At 34.6% G+C, this 18,044-nt stretch carries 21 protein-coding genes; 15 read left to right on the forward strand and 6 right to left on the reverse strand.

Annotated features, from left to right (window positions below):
* Positions 1 to 83 precede the first annotated feature (83 nt).
* The gene (locus tag CZ809_RS21220; RefSeq protein WP_162836320.1) at positions 84 to 248 is read left to right on the forward strand and encodes a hypothetical protein; all 165 of its coding nucleotides are present in this window, start codon (positions 84 to 86) and stop codon (positions 246 to 248) included.
* Positions 249 to 380: 132 nt separating this feature from the next.
* Here the strand turns inward: CZ809_RS21220 and CZ809_RS00575 are convergent, their stop codons facing one another.
* Entirely contained in the window at positions 381 to 836 is a 456-nt protein-coding gene (locus CZ809_RS00575; RefSeq protein ID WP_080155513.1) for an exoribonuclease R, read from the reverse strand.
* Between the two features lie 294 nt (positions 837 to 1,130).
* Between CZ809_RS00575 and mrcB the strand changes: the two genes are divergently transcribed.
* Both mrcB and CZ809_RS00585 read left to right on the forward strand, forming a co-directional pair.
* Positions 1,131 to 3,449, forward strand: coding sequence for a penicillin-binding protein 1B (mrcB, locus tag CZ809_RS00580; protein ID WP_080155514.1), 2,319 nt, complete (start codon positions 1,131 to 1,133; stop codon positions 3,447 to 3,449).
* Between the two features lie 117 nt (positions 3,450 to 3,566).
* Positions 3,567 to 4,112 carry an NUDIX hydrolase gene (locus CZ809_RS00585; RefSeq protein WP_080155515.1) on the forward strand — a complete coding sequence of 182 codons (546 nt, stop codon included), beginning with the start codon at positions 3,567 to 3,569 and terminating at the stop codon, positions 4,110 to 4,112.
* A 53-nt stretch (positions 4,113 to 4,165) separates the two neighbouring features.
* Here the strand turns inward: CZ809_RS00585 and CZ809_RS00590 are convergent, their stop codons facing one another.
* On the reverse strand, positions 4,166 to 4,582 hold the full coding sequence (locus tag CZ809_RS00590) for an META domain-containing protein (RefSeq protein ID WP_080155516.1): 417 nt from the start codon (positions 4,580 to 4,582) through the stop codon (positions 4,166 to 4,168).
* A gap of 339 nt (positions 4,583 to 4,921) precedes the next feature.
* On the opposite strand from CZ809_RS00590, the gene CZ809_RS00595 reads away from it, so the two are divergent.
* From CZ809_RS00595 to CZ809_RS00610, 4 genes are all read left to right on the forward strand, one after another.
* A complete protein-coding gene (locus CZ809_RS00595) occupies positions 4,922 to 5,137 on the forward strand; it encodes a DUF3820 family protein (protein WP_080155517.1) in 216 nt (71 codons plus the stop codon).
* 4 nt (positions 5,138 to 5,141) lie between these two features.
* Positions 5,142 to 5,684, forward strand: a complete 543-nt coding sequence (locus tag CZ809_RS00600; protein ID WP_235865751.1) for a leucine-rich repeat domain-containing protein — start codon at positions 5,142 to 5,144, stop codon at positions 5,682 to 5,684.
* Between the two features lie 2 nt (positions 5,685 to 5,686).
* Positions 5,687 to 6,070 carry an SMU1112c/YaeR family gloxylase I-like metalloprotein gene (gene gloA2, locus CZ809_RS00605; RefSeq protein WP_080155518.1) on the forward strand — a complete coding sequence of 128 codons (384 nt, stop codon included), beginning with the start codon at positions 5,687 to 5,689 and terminating at the stop codon, positions 6,068 to 6,070.
* A gap of 122 nt (positions 6,071 to 6,192) precedes the next feature.
* Positions 6,193 to 6,981, forward strand: a complete 789-nt coding sequence (locus tag CZ809_RS00610) for a ParA family protein (protein WP_080155519.1) — start codon at positions 6,193 to 6,195, stop codon at positions 6,979 to 6,981.
* Between the two features lie 58 nt (positions 6,982 to 7,039).
* On the opposite strand, the gene CZ809_RS00615 is transcribed toward CZ809_RS00610, so the two are convergent.
* On the reverse strand, positions 7,040 to 7,873 hold the full coding sequence (locus CZ809_RS00615) for a mechanosensitive ion channel family protein (RefSeq protein ID WP_080155520.1): 834 nt from the start codon (positions 7,871 to 7,873) through the stop codon (positions 7,040 to 7,042).
* Between the two features lie 323 nt (positions 7,874 to 8,196).
* Here CZ809_RS00615 and CZ809_RS00620 point away from each other — a divergent pair, with 323 nt between their 5' ends.
* Together CZ809_RS00620 and CZ809_RS00625 are read left to right on the forward strand one after the other, a co-directional pair.
* The gene (locus CZ809_RS00620) at positions 8,197 to 10,056 is read left to right on the forward strand and encodes a DUF4832 domain-containing protein (protein ID WP_080155521.1); all 1,860 of its coding nucleotides are present in this window, start codon (positions 8,197 to 8,199) and stop codon (positions 10,054 to 10,056) included.
* 134 nt (positions 10,057 to 10,190) lie between these two features.
* On the forward strand, positions 10,191 to 10,745 hold the full coding sequence (locus CZ809_RS00625; protein ID WP_080155522.1) for a rhodanese-like domain-containing protein: 555 nt from the start codon (positions 10,191 to 10,193) through the stop codon (positions 10,743 to 10,745).
* 71 nt (positions 10,746 to 10,816) lie between these two features.
* On the opposite strand, the gene CZ809_RS00630 is transcribed toward CZ809_RS00625, so the two are convergent.
* From CZ809_RS00630 to CZ809_RS00640, 3 genes are all read right to left on the reverse strand, one after another.
* Complete coding sequence (locus tag CZ809_RS00630; protein WP_080155523.1) at positions 10,817 to 11,239, reverse strand: DUF3010 family protein; 423 nt, start codon at positions 11,237 to 11,239, stop codon at positions 10,817 to 10,819.
* Between the two features lie 159 nt (positions 11,240 to 11,398).
* The gene (locus tag CZ809_RS00635) at positions 11,399 to 11,749 is read right to left on the reverse strand and encodes a hypothetical protein (protein WP_080155524.1); all 351 of its coding nucleotides are present in this window, start codon (positions 11,747 to 11,749) and stop codon (positions 11,399 to 11,401) included.
* Between the two features lie 40 nt (positions 11,750 to 11,789).
* Positions 11,790 to 12,296: a M48 metallopeptidase family protein gene (locus CZ809_RS00640; protein ID WP_080155525.1), complete on the reverse strand. Its 507-nt coding sequence runs from the start codon at positions 12,294 to 12,296 to the stop codon at positions 11,790 to 11,792.
* Between the two features lie 139 nt (positions 12,297 to 12,435).
* Between CZ809_RS00640 and CZ809_RS00645 the strand changes: the two genes are divergently transcribed.
* The 6 genes from CZ809_RS00645 (at position 12,436) to CZ809_RS00670 (ending at position 18,028) form a co-directional block, all read left to right on the forward strand.
* Positions 12,436 to 12,882: a methyltransferase family protein gene (locus CZ809_RS00645; protein WP_080155526.1), complete on the forward strand. Its 447-nt coding sequence runs from the start codon at positions 12,436 to 12,438 to the stop codon at positions 12,880 to 12,882.
* 119 nt (positions 12,883 to 13,001) lie between these two features.
* Positions 13,002 to 13,535, forward strand: coding sequence for a molybdopterin adenylyltransferase (gene mog, locus CZ809_RS00650; RefSeq protein ID WP_080155527.1), 534 nt, complete (start codon positions 13,002 to 13,004; stop codon positions 13,533 to 13,535).
* Between the two features lie 366 nt (positions 13,536 to 13,901).
* On the forward strand, positions 13,902 to 14,180 hold the full coding sequence (locus CZ809_RS00655) for a molybdenum cofactor biosynthesis protein (RefSeq protein WP_080155528.1): 279 nt from the start codon (positions 13,902 to 13,904) through the stop codon (positions 14,178 to 14,180).
* Between the two features lie 583 nt (positions 14,181 to 14,763).
* The gene (locus CZ809_RS00660; RefSeq protein WP_080155529.1) at positions 14,764 to 16,176 is read left to right on the forward strand and encodes an undecaprenyl-phosphate glucose phosphotransferase; all 1,413 of its coding nucleotides are present in this window, start codon (positions 14,764 to 14,766) and stop codon (positions 16,174 to 16,176) included.
* Between the two features lie 3 nt (positions 16,177 to 16,179).
* The gene (locus CZ809_RS00665) at positions 16,180 to 17,487 is read left to right on the forward strand and encodes an outer membrane beta-barrel protein (RefSeq protein WP_080155530.1); all 1,308 of its coding nucleotides are present in this window, start codon (positions 16,180 to 16,182) and stop codon (positions 17,485 to 17,487) included.
* Position 17,488: 1 nt separating this feature from the next.
* Complete coding sequence (locus CZ809_RS00670) at positions 17,489 to 18,028, forward strand: polysaccharide biosynthesis/export family protein (protein WP_080155531.1); 540 nt, start codon at positions 17,489 to 17,491, stop codon at positions 18,026 to 18,028.
* The last annotated feature ends 16 nt before the right edge of the window (positions 18,029 to 18,044 follow it).

An 18,044-nucleotide genomic window follows, 5' to 3' on the forward strand; every position in this document is an offset into this window, starting at 1 on the left:
CTGTTTTGTCACAATAGAACATTACAATTGCCAGTGTTCTATTTTAATAATTATCTACTCTGGATGTAGTTCAGGAAACGCAAATGGCTAAGTTAAACCAAAAATTTCACAAAGGCAGCAAATCAAAATTCAATTCTGAATTTGCAGATGATTTTCAGGATTTAGATCTGCAATCTCGTGGTAAGAAGAAACGTCGTGTGACTCGTTCGCGTTTCGATAGTCCGGAGTACAGCGATTTCGATTATTAATAGTGATGTGTAATTCACGATAAAAGATCGGCAATTAAGCATTAAAAAAGGCGTACCTAGAAGGGTACGCCTTTTTGTTATGTAATAGTGTCACAAATTATATACTGTTGTGATAACTATAATAACTAGCAGTTATGATGTGCTTTTTTGCTCACTTAACGTAGCATAACGGTGCAGCAATTCAGTTAATACACTGACCCAACCAAACGCATTATCTGGTGCATTGACTAAGATTTTTTCTACTTCAGCACAGTGTTGTTCTAATGTTATCGCTTCTTCTAGCTGAAAAGATATCGCATAAAAATGCCATAATAATAAACGGATCATGCGCTCACTATTTTGTTTAGCATTATCAGAATCAGAAAATGCAACATTCACTTCTCCCAAGGCAATTGCGGTCATTCGTAACATCGCATCAAACTGGGTTGATTTTAAACGCTCGTCACTGTCGATTTCTTCTTGATCAAAGGTAAATATTTCCTGCATTACATCTTCTGGTACCATACGACCGATTACGCGAAGGCTAAATTCTTCTAATTCATGTCGCGGCATGGTTAAAAGGCAGTTTAAAGTATAATCACGTTGCATATAATTTCTCGCAGATACCACGACGCCGATCAGGATTGATCATGGGCGAATAAATAAAGAAGCGTATTTTGGAGTATTTATGTCTAAAAGGCTAATAAAACCCAAGCTGATAGATTAGCGCCGAAATATCTGACAACGTGATGACAACCAAATTTACACATTAAGTTATAATAATTTCATTTAAAATCAGTGTGCAGACACTGGTATCATTTAGCGAATGCTTTACCAATATACGTTGGCTACCACCGTGAATTATAAGGTGGTAATGACGAACTTATTACATTGAACAGGCTTATGACGTCAAATAATCAACAAGCACCTTCTCAAGTGCCTCAAACAAAGAAAAAACGCAGTGTTGTTGTGCGAACCTTAATTGGTGCTGCATTAATTGGTACTGCTGGTATGGCTTATTTAGGTTATAACTTAAACCAACAAATTAGCGCTAAGTTTGCAGGTCAATTATGGCAATTGCCTTCTGTTGTTTATGCGCGTGAAATGGCATTACAGCCTGGTGCGCCGATAACATACAATACCTTGGTAAATGAACTTAAAGTATTAGGATATCAAAAGGTTGCGCACCCAGATCAAAGTGGTGAATACGCAGCTAACGGTTGGAAAGTTGATTTTGTCCGTCGACCATTCAATTTTAAAGAAGGGCCGGAAGGGGCGCGTCATGTTTCGGTGTCGTTTAATAATGACAGCATTACTCGCATCATGGATTTAGATTCTAATCGTGAATTAGGCTTTTTGCACATAGATCCTAAAATGTTAGGGATGCTAGAAGCCCATTCAGATGAACAGCGTATTTATTTACCTGAAGATAAAATGCCTAAATTGTTGGTCGCAGGATTGATTGATACAGAAGATCGTCATTTCTATGAACATGATGGTATTTCATTAGTGGGTATCGCACGCGCCTTTGTTGCCAATATTAAAGCGGGTCACACTGTTCAAGGTGGTAGTACGCTAACGCAGCAATTAGCTAAAAATATGTTTTTAAGCAGTCAGCGTTCATTTTGGCGTAAATTCAAAGAAGCTTACATGGCGATCATTATTGATACTCGCTATGGCAAACAAGAAGTCCTTGATGCCTATATGAACCAAGTATATCTGGCTCAGTTTGGTGGTCATGGTATTCATGGTTTTGCTTTAGCATCACGTTATTATTTTGACCGACCATTATCTGAGTTACGGGTTGATCAACTTGCTCTATTAATTGGCATGGTAAAAGGGCCAACTTATTATAACCCTTGGCGTCATCCAGAGCGCGCTAAAGAACGTCGTAATATTGTCTTGGGCCTGATGAACAAAGATGGCGAAATCAGTGATAAAGTATATCAAGCTTCGATTAAGCTGCCGCTTGATATTCAGAAAAAAGGCCAACTGGCTAAACGTCAACCTGCTTATTTTGATCAAATTAAAACGGAACTTGAGCAAAAAGCAGGAACAGCGTTTGAAGCCGGTAAAGGATTACGGATCTTTACCTCGCTTGATCCTCAATCACAAAAATTAGCGGAAGAAGCTGTTGCTAAAGTTATGCCTGAAGTGCAAAAACGCGCAGGTAAAGACTTACAAACCGCAGTGGTTATTGTTGATCGTACTACAGGTGAAATTCGTGCGATGATCGGTGGAGATAAACCTGGATTTGCAGGTTATAATCGCGCAATAAATGCTCAGCGCCAAGTGGGATCCGTTATTAAACCTGCTTTGTATCTCAGTGCGTTGGAAAATCCAGCGCAGTTTAGCCTTGCAACGTCCTTAAAAGATCAACCGCTATCGATCAAAATGCATGATGGTGCCACTTGGAGTCCACGTAACTACGATCGTAAATACCGTGGTGAAGTGCCATTATTTGTTGCGTTGGCGAAATCGTACAATGTGCCCACTGTAAATCTGGGTATGGCAGTTGGTGTTGATAAAGTCACCGATACGTTAACCAAATTAGGTATTCCACGAGAAGATATCCCTCAAGTGCCTTCCTTATTCCTTGGTTCTATTAGTTTGTCACCGTTAGACGTTGCACAAATGTACCAAGGTATTGGTAATGAAGGCTATTTAGCACCATTAACGGCGTTAAATGCGGTAGTCGATGAATCGGGTAAGGTGCTATATCAAAACTGGCCAAAAGCGGCTGAAGTTGTTCCGCCACAAGCGGCATGGCTAACGATGTTTGCACTACAAGATACCGTTAAGTTTGGCACGGCTCATTCATTGAATAAACTGTTTCCAAATACTCATTTAGCGGGTAAGACGGGTACCACAAATAATGGCCGTGATAGCTGGTATGTGGGTATTGATGGCCGTGAAGTCGTTACTGTTTGGATGGGACGCGATGATAATAAGAGTACCCATTTAACGGGGGCGAGTGGTGCCTTACGTCTCTATACTAACTATATTCAACACCGTAAGCCTGAGCCATTATTGTTGCGTCAACCTGCAAATATTGAAGCTGAAAAATATAATATTGCCGCTGATGGTGAGTATATTCCAAGTTGTGCAGGTAAAACACGAATGCCTATTTGGGACCCACATGGTGATCTTAAACAAAATTGCCAAGTTGAAAAAGTAAAACATAAAGTTGAAGGTTTTTTCAATAATTTGTTTAACTGGTAATTAGTACTTACTACCAATAAGCCTCCAGTTATGGAGGCTTTTTCATATATAGAGGGTTCGTGTTTTAACGATTGATTCGGTAGAATGTTCGCTTGCAATATAAAATGAGTAACCGTGATGCGCTTTTTAAAATCGTCAATACACACTGATTTAACCAAGCTTGATCTTCAATCACCTACGTTGAGAATATATCATCGCCAAGCAACACGTGCGATTGTACTCAATGGTGATAATATTTTGATGTTATACACCGCACGTTATCATGATTACACGCTACCCGGAGGTGGCATTGATGCTGGGGAAGATCAGATTCAAGGATTAAGTCGAGAATTAGCTGAAGAAACGGGTGCGATGAATGTGCGCAATATTAAGCCGTTTGGGTTATATGAAGAGTTTAGACCTTGGCATAAAGCTGAATATGATATTGTTCATATGGAATCATTTTGTTATACCTGCTCGATTGATGAACAATTAGGTAAAACACAATTAGAAGATTATGAGCAGAAAAATGGTATGAGACCGGTATGGATTAATATTTTTGATGCCATTGCTCATAATGAACACACCATGCAGTTTTCTGATAAAAAGGGGATGTCAATTGAGCGCGAAACATTTTTATTAAAACGTATTGTTGCTGAATTGTTATCCGTATCAATAATCTAATAGTTAGCAAGACCCACAATCATTGTTTTTTTGTTGTGGGCCTAAATATAAACTTATTTGTTTTCAACACGCTTAAAGGTCACAGTGTGATTATCTGAGCTTAAAATCAGGGTATTATTATTAACTAAAAAATTAGATGGGCCTGTTAGCATTTGTTTTACAAAACCATCAACGGTTGCTTGCTCTGTTTGAATACACATTTTTTGAGTTGAAACTAAATTTTTGGTCGTAATATCCTGAGCCGTTACGCGTATTTTACCTGTTAATGTATTACAGCCAGAATAGCTAACATTAAGATTCTTATTAATAATTAGCTGTGGCTTAGTTGTTAATGCATCGATAGGTTGAGTATAACCATCAATAGAACTTACAGCCCAAGTATTGATAAGATCAGTTGTCGTTTTAGGTGAATTCGCACAACCTGTTAATAGGGTTGTGATAAATAGCGTTGTTAGTAACGTTTTTTTCATGGAGATTCTCTTAATCTTATTGACGAGGTGTACCGTAAGGTATTGAGATTTTATTTGTTTTCTATATTGATAATCAGCGTATAGAGGAAAAAAGTGTGGTGATTATCTATTGTTTGTTATATCCGTTTGCTATCAATGAAAAAAACGGACGTTAAGTGTGACAAAGATCGCTAAAAATGTAAATGTTCAGCTGTTAAATAATAGGATAATAATCGAGTAAATATCTACATGGTATTTATTATTTTTAATATGGTAGATTATCTGTTGCGAGTATTTTTAGGGGCTATTTTCTTTTTAGTTGCTGTTATTTAAGTTATTTATGTCATTATCGGGGGCTTTATGTTTCAAAAACAACATCTTGTGCAATTGGCTAATATGAAAATGCCTTTTGGTAAATATGCAGGTCGAGTATTAATTGATTTGCCGGATGAATATTTGTTGTGGTTTCAAAAGCAGGGGTTTCCCGAAGGGCAGTTGGGTACACTAATGGCATTGGCACTTGAATTTAAAATAGAAGGATTAGAATCTGTTATTCGTCCTTTAAGGCAGGTTTAGTCAGGTGTTGGAATGTAGTCATCGTCATGTTCATAATATTGTAATCACAGCTATTATTAGTGCTGTACTCTCAGGGTGCGCACAACCTAAAACAGTTAGCTCATTAACATTTCTTGATCCTAATTTTAAGCGCTGTGTTATTGCGCAAGGCAAAGAAAATATTCAACAGATCACTTCTTTAAGATGTAGCCATTTCAATATACGAGATGCGCGAGAAATACGTTATTTAACGGATCTAAATAGCTTGGATTTATCATCAAATCAATTGACTTATCTTGATGTTAGCCATAATCATCAATTACAACTATTGAGTGTTGAACATAATAAATTGAGCCATTTGAATTTGACGGATAATCCTCAATTAAAAATTGTTAATGTTAGTTTTAATCATTTAAAAACAATAGATGTGAGTGATAATCCGTTACTCATGTACTTAAATTATGATCAAACGTTGGTTAATGATGTTGATATTAGCCATAATCCTCGTTTACTTGCTCCCTTTAATACTATCAATGTGCCCAATGGGCCGACAATAATGGCAGAATAATAATGTTAAAAGCAATTCATCATGTCGCAATCATTTGTAGTGATTATGCGCGCTCAAAAGTATTTTATTCACAATTATTACAACTAGAAATTATCTGTGAAACGTACCGTGAAGAGCGGGATTCATATAAATTAGATTTAAAGTTACCCGATAATAGTCAAATAGAATTATTTTCATTTAATGGTGCTCCGCAACGTCCGAGTTACCCTGAAGCGCAAGGGTTACGTCATTTAGCATTTGCTGTTGATGATATCACCGCGACCGTACATTATTTGCAGACGAACGGGGTTGATGTTGAACCTATTCGTATTGATGAATTAACCAATAAAGCATTCACTTTTTTTAATGATCCTGATGGCTTGCCGCTAGAGTTGTATCAAATCTAATAAACATACTCGTGAATAAATCATTGTGTATCGATATTAATATTAATGACATCTTTAACTAACAACTATATGCATGAGTGTGTATAGTTGTTAATAGTTATCGATGATCAGGGATGAAATAGATGCGTAGGATTATTTTTAATCAGAAAGGTGGAGTAGGTAAATCAAGTATTACTGTTAATTTAGCTGCAATTAGTGCAGCTAAGGGATATAAAACATTAGTAATAGATCTTGATGTACAAGGTAATAGTAGTGCCTATTTAGGGGTTGATATAAACCATCCTAACGATAAAACGATTGCTGAATTATTAAATCAAACAGCATCTTGGTTCGCGATGTCGACACCTGCTCGTGATTATCCTCAAGCAACTGCATATGAAAACTTATTTATTATTCCATCGAGTCCTAAACTTGATAAATTAGAAGTGGAACTTGAACGACGTTATAAGATTTATAAGTTGCGCGAAGTACTTGATGCATTGGCCGATGATTTTGATCGTATATATATTGATACTCCACCGAATTTAAATTTCTATACCAAGTCAGGTTTAATTGCAGCAAATAAGTTATTAATTCCTTTTGATTGTGATAATTTCTCTCAGCAAGCTTTAATTAAGGTCATGGATAATCTAGCAGAATTACGTGATGATCATAATCGTGATTTAGTGTTAGAAGGTATTATCGTGAATATGTTCAATGCACAGGCAAAGTTTCCCCGCCAAATTATTGAAGAGATTAAAATGTTGGGCTTTCCTATTTTAGAACCATATTTACCTCAATCCATAAAAATGAAAGAGTCACACTACCAGCAATGTCCAATGTTACATTTTGATCCTAAGCATAAATTAACTCAACAGTTTATTGCATTGTATGATGGACTAGAAGCAACAGTAGCGTTAGAGAATAAATGATGAAATCGTCTAAATGGTAATTCAACGTTGAATTACCATTTAGTGATAATATCACTGGTTATGGAAAAGCACGTGCATATTCTTCCATAAAATCGCGACGAATATCTTGTTCAAGGTGGGTTGCACGTTCTGTTGGGCAAAACAACATAAAATGTACAATTTGTTCACCTGTGGTTGAGCTGCTGATATGTATATGAGGCTCAGACCCAGGTAGATCGACACCTGCATGTTTTTCTATGACACTATTATAACGGCGAGCCACATCAATAAAATCTTCACTGTGATGATCGATTTTAGCGATAATTATGGGTAATAACGGATAAAGATTAACGAAGTCTTTCACTACAATTGAAAAGTTATGATAAACATAGCGTTTCATAAAGTTGAGGTTTTTTACGGGATAAGTGAAAAACATGCTGTTTGGTAGAGTGGCTGTTTTACCCGTGTAATGGTATTGCCCATGATGAAGATCTATTTCTTGAATCACTGTTGCCATCATATTGTGTTCAATGACTTCTCCACAAATTTTTCCTACCTCTATCCAATCACCAATGCGAAATGAACGAGAGCTAGCTCGCTGAATAGATCCTGTAAAACACAATATTATTTCTTTAGACGCGACAACAATAGCAACCGCAATTGCTGTAACAGATAGTGCAAATTCATTTATTTCTGAGCGCCATAAGATGAATAAAACCACTAATGTTAAAATAAATGTGCCGTTTTTAGTACGTGACATCCATTTACGTTGAGTTTCAGTCACAAAAAATTCATCACCGCGTACTTGTGATAAAATAATTCGGCGAATAAGAGTAATGACGGTGATTATTAATGCAGTAAATAGCAGTTTATTGGTCAATAAATAAGTGAATATTTCAGTAATTATATCCATATCAATTCCCTGATATTAATTATGTTAATTAGTAATGTAAATACGTTATTATATATTGGTGTTTTAATTCAATATTTATAGCTTATTTTGTCAAATATTTATTATTTAAATAAAACTCATAATATCATGTGTATAGATATTTATGTAATTAATGAGTGTGAGAAATACAGTTTAAAGCGTGTTTTTTATTTTAATTCACTCTAAAATACTTAAATTTATAAAATATTATTATGTAAGACTTAATTATATTCTTCTTTTCCTGTAATATCCAAAAAGATATACACATTGTCTATTTATCTGTTTATTTTACTATAGGGTATCAAATGAGTTCCACATTACTTTCTTTTCTTCTTGCGTCTTCTATTGTACATCCTGCCATTTATTCTTTCTCTAATAATGATGTTAATAATTCAGTAAATGATAGCAATGTAATAAAAATTTATCCTAAATCAAGTGATGAAATATTAACGAATCCGGGTATCGGTTTTACTGATTTTCAACGAATAGTAAGTAACCAACCAACTAATCCTTTTTATGAAGGAGCACCTGTTCTTTCTTATCCCGATACAAGTACTGTATATTATCGTTTTTATTGGGATCAACTAACAAAATCAGATAATCCGAATCTCAATGAAGCCATGCTTCAAAGAAAGATTGATAATGTGTTACAAATAGCGGCATCAGTAAATAAAAAAGTTGTTATTCGCTTTATGGCTCTACGAGGTAAAGGCGATCCTATTTATGACGCTGATGTAAATAAAGACAGTAGTGGTATACCTTGTTGGTTAGTTCAAGAGTTATACGGCCATGGTTTAAACGGAACCAGCTGTCATTTATCAGACAAAGAAGCAGTATATATGTTTAAAAATCCTTGGTTTCTTCATCGAACCCAAGAATTTTTATCTGCATTAGGTAAGCGTTATGATAATAATAAAACATTATTACGTATTGATGTCGGAATGGTGGGTACATGGGGAGAATGGCATTTATATGGCTATGCGCCAAAGAATAGTGCAAGTGTTGGACTTCCAGATAATGGATATAAATTTAAAGATCTTCAACCTTATATTAATGCCATTATAACCTCTTTTCCACATACACCTAAACTTATGTTAGGCACTAATAAAGGTGATTTTCTTAGTTATGCAACGGTTAATGGGATGGGGTGGCGAGTAGATTGTTTAGGTGATTGGACTAAAGGTTGGAATCACATGGAAAATGGTTATCCAACAATGATTTCTCATATGACTGATACGTCAACCAATAGTCATCCTGACGTCTATTTTAATCAACGTTGGAAAAAAGCTGCGGTTGATTTTGAAATCTGCCAAGGATCATTGCAGGATTGGCACAATATCAATAATCCTCGACACCTTACATATAATCAGGTGCAAAAAACATTTGATTTTGCTTTAAAACAGCACGCATCATTAATTAACGCAAAATCAGCAGCTATTCCTGATGAATATCAACCATTGGTTAAACGATTTTTAAATAAACTAGGTTATCGATACCAATTAAACCAATTAGATGTAAATGATATTGTGCATACTGATGATTATTTGCAATTAAAGTCAACATGGCAAAATTTAGGGGTTGCTCCTAGTTATACCAATTACCCTGTAACTTGGCGTTTACGATCTGCAAATGGTAATATTATTGCTTATTATACTTCTAAGGCGAATATTGTTAATTGGCTTCCTGCCGATAATGATGATGATAAAAGCCCGATTTATATAGTGAACGAGAAGTTTAAAATTACTAATATCCCTAAAGGAAAGTATTTTCTTGATGTTGGTTTAGTGGACAAAAATAGCCATAAAGCGAAGATAAGTTTGGCAATTGATACCAAACTTACTGACGATAATGGGCAATATTATATTGCTAATAAAGAGCACTACAGTTCTTATATTCAACAATATGTGCCTAGTGATGATGGCCAATACGTACCTGATAATCGTGGTCAATACGTACCCGATAATCGTGGTCAATATAAGCCTAATAATGATCGACAAAAGATGGTTCATGCTAGCCACTTATATGCTATTCGCCATACTAAAACTAATTTATCTCAAAAGTTCAATACACGTGACATGACTATTGATAAACATAGCGAACCATATATTGAGCAGCAGAATTCGATAGGTCGCTGGAATGAGATAACAGTGATAAATATTATTTAATATGTGATTTTTACGGCTTATAGTATTATAAAAAACCTAAATTATTTAATAGTTTAGGTTTTTATATGTAAATTATCTGAAAGAATTTTGATATTATTACATATATAAATATTACTGAGTGAAGGGCAATAAAAATGCATATATTTACAGACCGCAAGCATATTATTATTGATACTCGATCATCTGATGAATTCTTAGATCATCATATAGAGGGTAGTGTCTTTGTTGGATTCAGTGGGGGAAATTTTAAACATTGGTTAGAATTATTATTACCTGATAAAAATGCAGATATTGAGGTTATTGCTACTGTTACAGATGCTAACAAGGTTATGACGACAGTTAATGAGCTTGGTTATAGTAACGCTAAATTAATGGAGCTACATTCTGCAGATGGTATGTTGGATCATATTTCAACGGATGAATTTAAAGAAATAAAACAGAATAATGATTCTGCTGTGCTTGATGTTAGAGAAGCGGATGAGTATTCACAAGGCTCTGTAGCTAATGCGGAGAAATTACCTTTATCTGAGATTCTTCAAGGCCAGCTTCCAAAGCAAGATAAACAATATATTGTCCATTGTGGAAGCGGCTATCGTTCTGTTATTGCGATATCGTTATTAAAGTTACTTGGGCGATGTAAATTGATTAATTTAGATGGTGGCTATCAACAATTGATGGCAAAAAAATAAGATGCAATTAGAGAAAAGGCAGCACTATTGATATAGTCCTGCCTTTTTTTATTGGTTACTTTTTATTGCTATTATCGACCAAGAAATGCATAACCTGTGGTAAATGCCGCTTCTTGGAACTGACGTAAACCTGTTGCACGGAAATCAATAGCCATAGGGTTACGCTTTAGTTTTTCTTTGATATCTGCATTAGACATAAAGTTAACATCAAGATCTTCAATTAACTGAATAGCAGATTCAAGCTTAAAGCCGACAGAACTTCCTGCAAATTTTCCGCGTGTTTCGCGTGTACGAATCACAACTTTCTCTACTTTATAGTCATCAAGTAGTTTTTTAAATGCAAATTGGAAATCTCTCATTTTTTGGTTATCAAGAGAATTATCCATAATGAACTTTTGAGTACGGCATTCTGGAATACCGATCATTCCGCCCTCTAAAGTGAGTAGGCAAATAATAGCTTCGTTGCTACGTAGTTCAACTGAACAAATTTTCATGTTTATACCTGAATCATAATATTTTGGTCGTTATTGTAGGCTAAAAAGCGGTGAGCTGTTAGTTATGTGGTGATTTTTTATTGATATTGTTGTTGAAACTTAAATTTGTACTCTTAGCAACGCTAACAACAACCCTGTCGTTAGCGTTGTTATTGCATTTTAGTTGCGCTTAACAGGCTTGTAAGCACAACCTGCTGCTTGGTACGTTTCTTTATCTGTAATTTCAAATGTAGTATAGAAGAACCAAGCAATAAAACGTAGCATTTCATCGCCATCATTCATTACCCATTCGGCAAACTCTTCAGGTTCGCCTTGGTCATTTTCTTGACTAAAAACGTGGTAAATACGTTTTTCACCGTCGATTTCCGCTAGACTAAAGTGGCCTATTAATGCTGTCGCAGCTTCAGCAACTTCAGGTTCTTCATTGCTTGCTAGCATTTCAAGGATTGTTGATACGGAATCAAGTTGTGCTAATTCTTTTACCAGTGTTTCAAATTCTTCTTGTTGCATGTTGTTATCTCATAATTACACTATGACGAGTATCATAACCTTAATTGTAAATAGAACCAAAATGTTCAACTTGCGTTAAGTACATACGCATATCAAATTCGAGTTGGTGGTATTGCGGTTCCATGTGACAGCAAAGTTGATAAAAGGCTTTGTTATGATCTTTTTCTTTTAAGTGTGCCAATTCATGTACAACAATCATCCGTAAAAAAGGCAGTGGAGCCTCTTTAAAGATGGTAGCGATTCTGATTTCATGTTTGGCTTTGAGTTTATTGCCATGTACACGTGAAATAAAGGTATGTAGGCCTAATGCATGATTAATCACATTGATTTTATTGTCATATCCGACTTTGCTAATGGGGGCCGATTTTTTCAAATACTGATTTTTTAATTCAATAACATAATCATAAAGGGCTTTTTCTGTTTTAATGGTATGCGATGCAGGGTAACGGTTAAGTAACAATGTCTTGAGTTGGTCCTTATCAATTAATTGCTGAACTTGATCCACGAGATGAGTTGGATAACCTTGGAGATATTTGAGTTGTTGCATGACCGATAGTACTCTTAACCAAAAGGTTTATGCTATAAGTAGCTAACTATCGAGGCAACTTTATTCTTGGGTAAACTGAGATAAAAATACTTGATGCTTGATAATTAACATGACTTTCAATTATAAAGGATGAGTCATTGTGTTCTTGAAAATTCCCCCACCCATCTTTGTTGTTATCGCATTACTTGCCATATATGGATGTAAGTTGTTTTTGCCATTATGGCAGTTTAAGACACTTTGGATAATCGTTATCCCATTAATTATCATTATGATGACTATTGGTTTTTCATCTGTATTAGCACTATCAAAAGCAGATACAACGATCAGTCCTTTTACACCAGAAAAAACAACTCGGCTTGTTACGCGAGGTATATATCAATATAGCCGTAACCCAATGTATCTTAGTTTATTATTATTGCTTATTGTGGCGGTGTTTATCAGTGGGGAATTATCCTCATTTTTTGTGGTGATAACCTTTGTATTAGTGATTAATCACTATCAGATTAAGCCTGAAGAAAAAGCACTAATGCATCTGTTTGGTGATGAGTATCGTAACTATTATCTACACGTCAGGCGTTGGTTATAGAGACTGATCTTATTTATGCCTTTACCATCTTGCTTATTTGCATACACTGTCTAGCAAGTAATAATAAGATGATTGTTATTATGAGAGATAATATTAAGTTTAAATGAATGAGGCTGTACATGAGTAAAGCAAAAATTGGTATCGTAACGGTGAGTGATCGCGCGAGTGCTGGTATTTATGAAGATATCTCAGGGCAAGCAATCATCGACACACTGAATGCTTATCTGACTTCTGCGTGGGAACCTGTTTATCAAGTTATTCCTGATGAACAAGATGTGATTGAGCATACTTTGATTGATCTGGCAGATAACCATAATTGTAGTTTAATTGTAACGACAGGTGGTACTGGCCCTGCAAAACGCGATGTTACGCCTGAAGCGACAGAAGCGGTATGTGATCGAATGATGCCTGGTTTTGGTGAGTTAATGCGTGCTGAATCGTTGAAATTTGTACCTACAGCCATTTTATCTCGTCAAACAGCGGGTCTTAGAGGCGATAGTTTAATTATTAACTTACCTGGAAAGCCTAAATCTATTCGTGAATGTTTAGATGCCGTTTTTCCTGCAGTGCCGTACTGTATTGATTTGATGGAAGGCCCATTCCTCGTTTGTGATGAAAATGTAATTACCCCTTTTCGTCCCAAGCAAAAGTAAAGATATAAAATGCTAAAGAGAGCGACATATTGATGTCGCTTTTTTATTGATCGCTATCAACTAACCTCTTTACTATGTTAAAAAGATAATTTGTATGTAGATCACGAAAACAGATAGTGAGTCTTTATTTATAATACCGTATTTAAGATATAAAAAGAAAAACCTCTCGGGATGTGGTGTTTTTTTATATATTTTTCAATCACTTATGATGAGTGATTAATATCGAATAATATTTGTTAGTTATTTGTTGTTATAAATGTTGATTTATTTGTTTTCTTCGCGAATTGTTTTTTTTTGTTATTTGTAATATTCTCACGCAAAATTTTACTGCTAATTTCATATAAGTGTTACTGCGTGGGTTTGAATATGGATGTTAAACAAAGTTGGGGTTTTATTTCTGCCTCTTTAGGCGTGATCTCTCTTTTATGGGGGGCGGTTTCATTAAGTGGTATTGTTGGTCAAGAGCATGTATTTACTGAAATGGGATCATTTCTAACCATGACAGGATCTGATTTGTATAATAGTACTTACACTGAAAATATGCTGGCAGCAGAACGTCATAAAAATTTCATAGTATTACTAGCGGGGATTGTAATGGCTATTATTGGCTCGTTATTAATGAGAATGCGTTTGTTTAAGTTCTAATTAACTTTTCAGTCATGGTTATTATTTAATAAGTATGGCTGATACTTTAATATGATTCATTTCATGTTATTCCTTTAATGCATTTGTTATATAAGTACTAACAGTAGCACATCGTTATGTTAGGTAAGGTATTTGTATAAAAGTTGGTGATCTAAAGAAAAGGCAATATTGTTTTTTAGTGTGTTATACCTGCAAAACCACCGATTCTTTATTACTTTTTGATATAAAAAAAAAGTTAAAAATAGCCTGTTATAACAAATATATTGTTTTTTTTTATAAATTTTTTTTTAATCACCTTTTAATTGTACGGTGTTTTATTTATATGGTTAATGACTCGCGTGTAAGTTATTGTTTTAAAGTATTATTTTTTTGTCTTAAAATGTTAACGCTTAAATATCTCTAAGGTGTATTTATTTATCATAAAAGTGACAAAAAGTTGACGATTTGGAGGGTTTTTACAGTACACTTATATAGTAGAAGTAAATATTTAAACGCGTAAATATTTAAATACGTAATTGTTCGAAAACAATGGGAATGACATCGCTCATTATGAAATTAGTAGTGCTAGAGGCTAGTTTAATCGATGAAAATACAAGCTATAAAAATAGCGGATGATGGTTATGCTGTATTAATAAAAGCCAGTGATTTTATACTGCTCAATATTACATTAACATTTCTTATTTCTTTACATGGTGTTAGTGAAACAGCTATTGGTTTGGCTGCTAGTTTTCTTTTTTCTGTCATTTTTTTACTGATAGGAGAATACAGTGGGTTATATAAAAAATATGTCCGTCAGGATTACTCTTATACGGTACTAAAAACGTTATTTACCTTTTTATTGTCATTTTTAATATGGCGAATGTTGTGCCAGCAGTTGAATTCGTTTGAAGGTAGTAATGACACACATTTAAATACTGCTATTGTTTGGCAATGGATTTTTTTATCTGTTAGTTGTGTGATTATTGTTAAGTGCTTAGTTATTTATATAATTAGTGAATTTTTGAAACGAAATTCACATGTTAGACGAATTGCTATATTAGGAATGACCAAAGGCGGCATTGCGATTGAACATGCATTAAGAAAAGACATTCGCTATCAGAAATTTGAAATTTCATATTTTGATGATCGTAATGTGAGCCGATTTGGTTATTTATCAAAATCAGAGCTTCATGGAAATGTAGACCAATTGGTACAGTTAGCTAAAAGTGGTGAGATTGATGAGGTTTACATTGCTTTACCTATGGTCGCTAAGAGTCGTATTCAGAACTATTTAAAATTACTGTCTGACACGATTGTTGAAACGTATATTGTTCCTGACTTATATACTTATGATTTAAATGTAAGTCAGATCCGTACTATTGGTAATGTTCAAACCTTTAGTGTTTTTGGTTCTCCATTTGAAGGTATGGGGGCGGTATTGAAACGCATTGAAGATATTATTATTAGTAGTGTGATTATTTTATTAATTTCACCGGTATTAATTGCTGTTGCTATTGGTGTTAAGCGTAGTTCTCCTGGGCCCGTTCTATTTAAACAAGATCGTTATGGCTTAGGTGGTAAAAAAATCCGAGTCTGGAAATTTCGTTCTATGGGTGTAATGGAAAATGACGCGGTTGTAACACAAGCAACGAAAAATGATCCGCGTGTAACTAAATTCGGTGCATTTATACGTCGAACATCATTAGATGAATTACCACAATTTTTTAATGTACTTCAAGGAAGTATGTCGATTGTTGGCCCTCGACCACATGCGGTTGCGCATAATGAAGAATATAGAGTTCTTGTTGATAAATATATGCTACGTCATAAGGTTAAACCAGGTATTACTGGTCTTGCTCAAATTAAGGGGTTTCGTGGTGAGACTGATACGCTAGATAAAATGGAAATGCGTGTTAAGTACGACCTACAATATATTCAAAAGTGGAGTCTTTCGCTGGATCTAAAGATTATCTTTCTTACGATATTTAAAGGATTTGTCAGCGAGACAGCGTACTAAATTATGCATTTATTTAAGACGAAGAATGTTCATTTATTGCTAGTAGGTTGCGTTTGCGCAACCTACAGTTTTGCAGCGAGTGCTGATAGTACTTTTCAAGACTCTAAGCACATAGATCCTTTTTTAGGTTTAGAATTTTCTTCATCAATCAACGCGGGCTATGGTTTTGATGATAACGTCTTGCATCAGCGCGATAGTAATATTTTTAGTTCTGATTATTATGCGTTAAAACCGACTTTTAGTATTGTGGGTCAGCGTAATACCAAAAATTTTGGGTTTTATTATTTAGGTGACTACCGAAATTACACTAATAACGTAGTGAAAAGTAATAGTTATGATGACCATCAACTTAATGGCGAGTTTAATTGGGAATTAGGTATTCGGCATCACTTATCTGTGACGGGAAGTTATAGTAAAAATCATGAAGCGCTAGGTACTGGCGTAACAAAAGGTTTTTTCTTTGATAACGATACATCAAAATCTGATATAGCGACATTTAATGCTTTTAATATTACGCATGATATTGGTCGAACCGATAAAAAAATAGATACTCAATATACCTATGGTGCCAAAGGTGCCAAGGGAAATATTATTGTTGATTTATCACAAGTTCGTACTAATTATAAGATTCTAAATAGTTATCAATCGGCGTTTAAAAATTATTTAGAAAATGAAAATGTTACAGAAAATGATGCTCGACTTATTTTTAGGCATCAATATACAGACAGAACACGTTTTGATTATACCTTGATGTATAAAGATTTTAATTATCTTGATCATGAACGTAATAATAATGAGTTGATTGGTGCTTTTTCTGTACTTAGTCAGTTAACAGGAAAGTCAAAAATAGAAGCAACAGTGTCTAAAGTGCAAAAGAAAATGCAAAGCACGAATTTTTCTGGTGTAAATTGGAATGTTTCTTATAAATGGCAACCTGTTGATTATTCAACAGTAATGTTAAAAACCTTAAGTGAAGTCAAAGAGCCTGATAATACTGGCGATTTTGTACAATCATTTCAAAATAGCATTAGTTGGAAGCATCAATTTTTAGGGCATATAACAAGTTTATTATCTTATAAACATACCTCTGATAAGTATCATATTCGAAAACGAACTGATCGATATGATGATGTAGCGTTAAGCTTACACTACTTATTTAGACCTAAAATCGAATTTATTTTCGATTATCAATATACATTATTTCATACTGATAATAGTACTGATCCGGTGTTCATTGATGGAAATACTTATGAGAGACGATTAGGTTATGAGCAAAATCAATTTGGTTTATCAGTCAAAGTGGCGATTTAAAATGAAGAAAATAGTGTCTATTATTTGGATATTAACCGTTAGTTTATTTATGAGCACTACTGTATCAGCTGCACCAAAAATAACAGGTAATGATTATTTACTTGGTGCTGGTGATCAGATTCAGATTTTAGTTTATAACGAAGCTGATTTATCGATGAAATTAAAAATAGATGAAAGTGGCAATATTATTTATCCTTTGATAGGTAAGTTGCAACTTGCAGGAAAGACACCTGATCAAGTCGCCCTAGATATTCGTGACCGATTAAAAAATGGTTATATTAATAACCCAATGGTGACTGTTTCTATGCTTGAATTCCGTCCTATGTATGTTTCAGGTGAAGTTAAAACACCTGGAAGTTATGAATATCAACCAGGACTTACGTTAGAAAAAGCCATTGCAGTTGCTGGTGGTTTTACTGATCGTGCAGATCGTAGTGACATTGATATTCGCCGTTCAAATGGTCAACTGTTGAAAAATGTTACGGTAACTCAAGCTGTCTATCCTGGTGATACAGTTATTATAGATCAAAGCTTTTTCTAGATTAGGGTAGTTATAA

Source organism: Photobacterium piscicola (assembly GCF_900166965.1).
Lineage (GTDB): Bacteria > Pseudomonadota > Gammaproteobacteria > Enterobacterales > Vibrionaceae > Photobacterium > Photobacterium piscicola.

What these genes read in the sequence shown, in the direction of transcription:
- CZ809_RS21220 (WP_162836320.1), top strand. Translation starts at nt 84, where the DNA reads ATGGCTAAGTTAAACCAAAAATTTCACAAAGGCAGCAAATCAAAATTC.
- CZ809_RS00575 (WP_080155513.1), bottom strand. Translation starts at nt 836, where the DNA reads ATGCAACGTGATTATACTTTAAACTGCCTTTTAACCATGCCGCGACAT.
- mrcB (WP_080155514.1), top strand. Translation starts at nt 1,131, where the DNA reads ATGACGTCAAATAATCAACAAGCACCTTCTCAAGTGCCTCAAACAAAG.
- CZ809_RS00585 (WP_080155515.1), top strand. Translation starts at nt 3,567, where the DNA reads ATGCGCTTTTTAAAATCGTCAATACACACTGATTTAACCAAGCTTGAT.
- CZ809_RS00590 (WP_080155516.1), bottom strand. Translation starts at nt 4,582, where the DNA reads ATGAAAAAAACGTTACTAACAACGCTATTTATCACAACCCTATTAACA.
- CZ809_RS00595 (WP_080155517.1), top strand. Translation starts at nt 4,922, where the DNA reads ATGTTTCAAAAACAACATCTTGTGCAATTGGCTAATATGAAAATGCCT.
- gloA2 (WP_080155518.1), top strand. Translation starts at nt 5,687, where the DNA reads ATGTTAAAAGCAATTCATCATGTCGCAATCATTTGTAGTGATTATGCG.
- CZ809_RS00610 (WP_080155519.1), top strand. Translation starts at nt 6,193, where the DNA reads ATGCGTAGGATTATTTTTAATCAGAAAGGTGGAGTAGGTAAATCAAGT.
- CZ809_RS00615 (WP_080155520.1), bottom strand. Translation starts at nt 7,873, where the DNA reads ATGGATATAATTACTGAAATATTCACTTATTTATTGACCAATAAACTG.
- CZ809_RS00620 (WP_080155521.1), top strand. Translation starts at nt 8,197, where the DNA reads ATGAGTTCCACATTACTTTCTTTTCTTCTTGCGTCTTCTATTGTACAT.
- CZ809_RS00625 (WP_080155522.1), top strand. Translation starts at nt 10,191, where the DNA reads ATGCATATATTTACAGACCGCAAGCATATTATTATTGATACTCGATCA.
- CZ809_RS00630 (WP_080155523.1), bottom strand. Translation starts at nt 11,239, where the DNA reads ATGAAAATTTGTTCAGTTGAACTACGTAGCAACGAAGCTATTATTTGC.
- CZ809_RS00635 (WP_080155524.1), bottom strand. Translation starts at nt 11,749, where the DNA reads ATGCAACAAGAAGAATTTGAAACACTGGTAAAAGAATTAGCACAACTT.
- CZ809_RS00640 (WP_080155525.1), bottom strand. Translation starts at nt 12,296, where the DNA reads ATGCAACAACTCAAATATCTCCAAGGTTATCCAACTCATCTCGTGGAT.
- mog (WP_080155527.1), top strand. Translation starts at nt 13,002, where the DNA reads ATGAGTAAAGCAAAAATTGGTATCGTAACGGTGAGTGATCGCGCGAGT.
- CZ809_RS00655 (WP_080155528.1), top strand. Translation starts at nt 13,902, where the DNA reads ATGGATGTTAAACAAAGTTGGGGTTTTATTTCTGCCTCTTTAGGCGTG.
- CZ809_RS00660 (WP_080155529.1), top strand. Translation starts at nt 14,764, where the DNA reads ATGAAAATACAAGCTATAAAAATAGCGGATGATGGTTATGCTGTATTA.
- CZ809_RS00665 (WP_080155530.1), top strand. Translation starts at nt 16,180, where the DNA reads ATGCATTTATTTAAGACGAAGAATGTTCATTTATTGCTAGTAGGTTGC.
- CZ809_RS00670 (WP_080155531.1), top strand. Translation starts at nt 17,489, where the DNA reads ATGAAGAAAATAGTGTCTATTATTTGGATATTAACCGTTAGTTTATTT.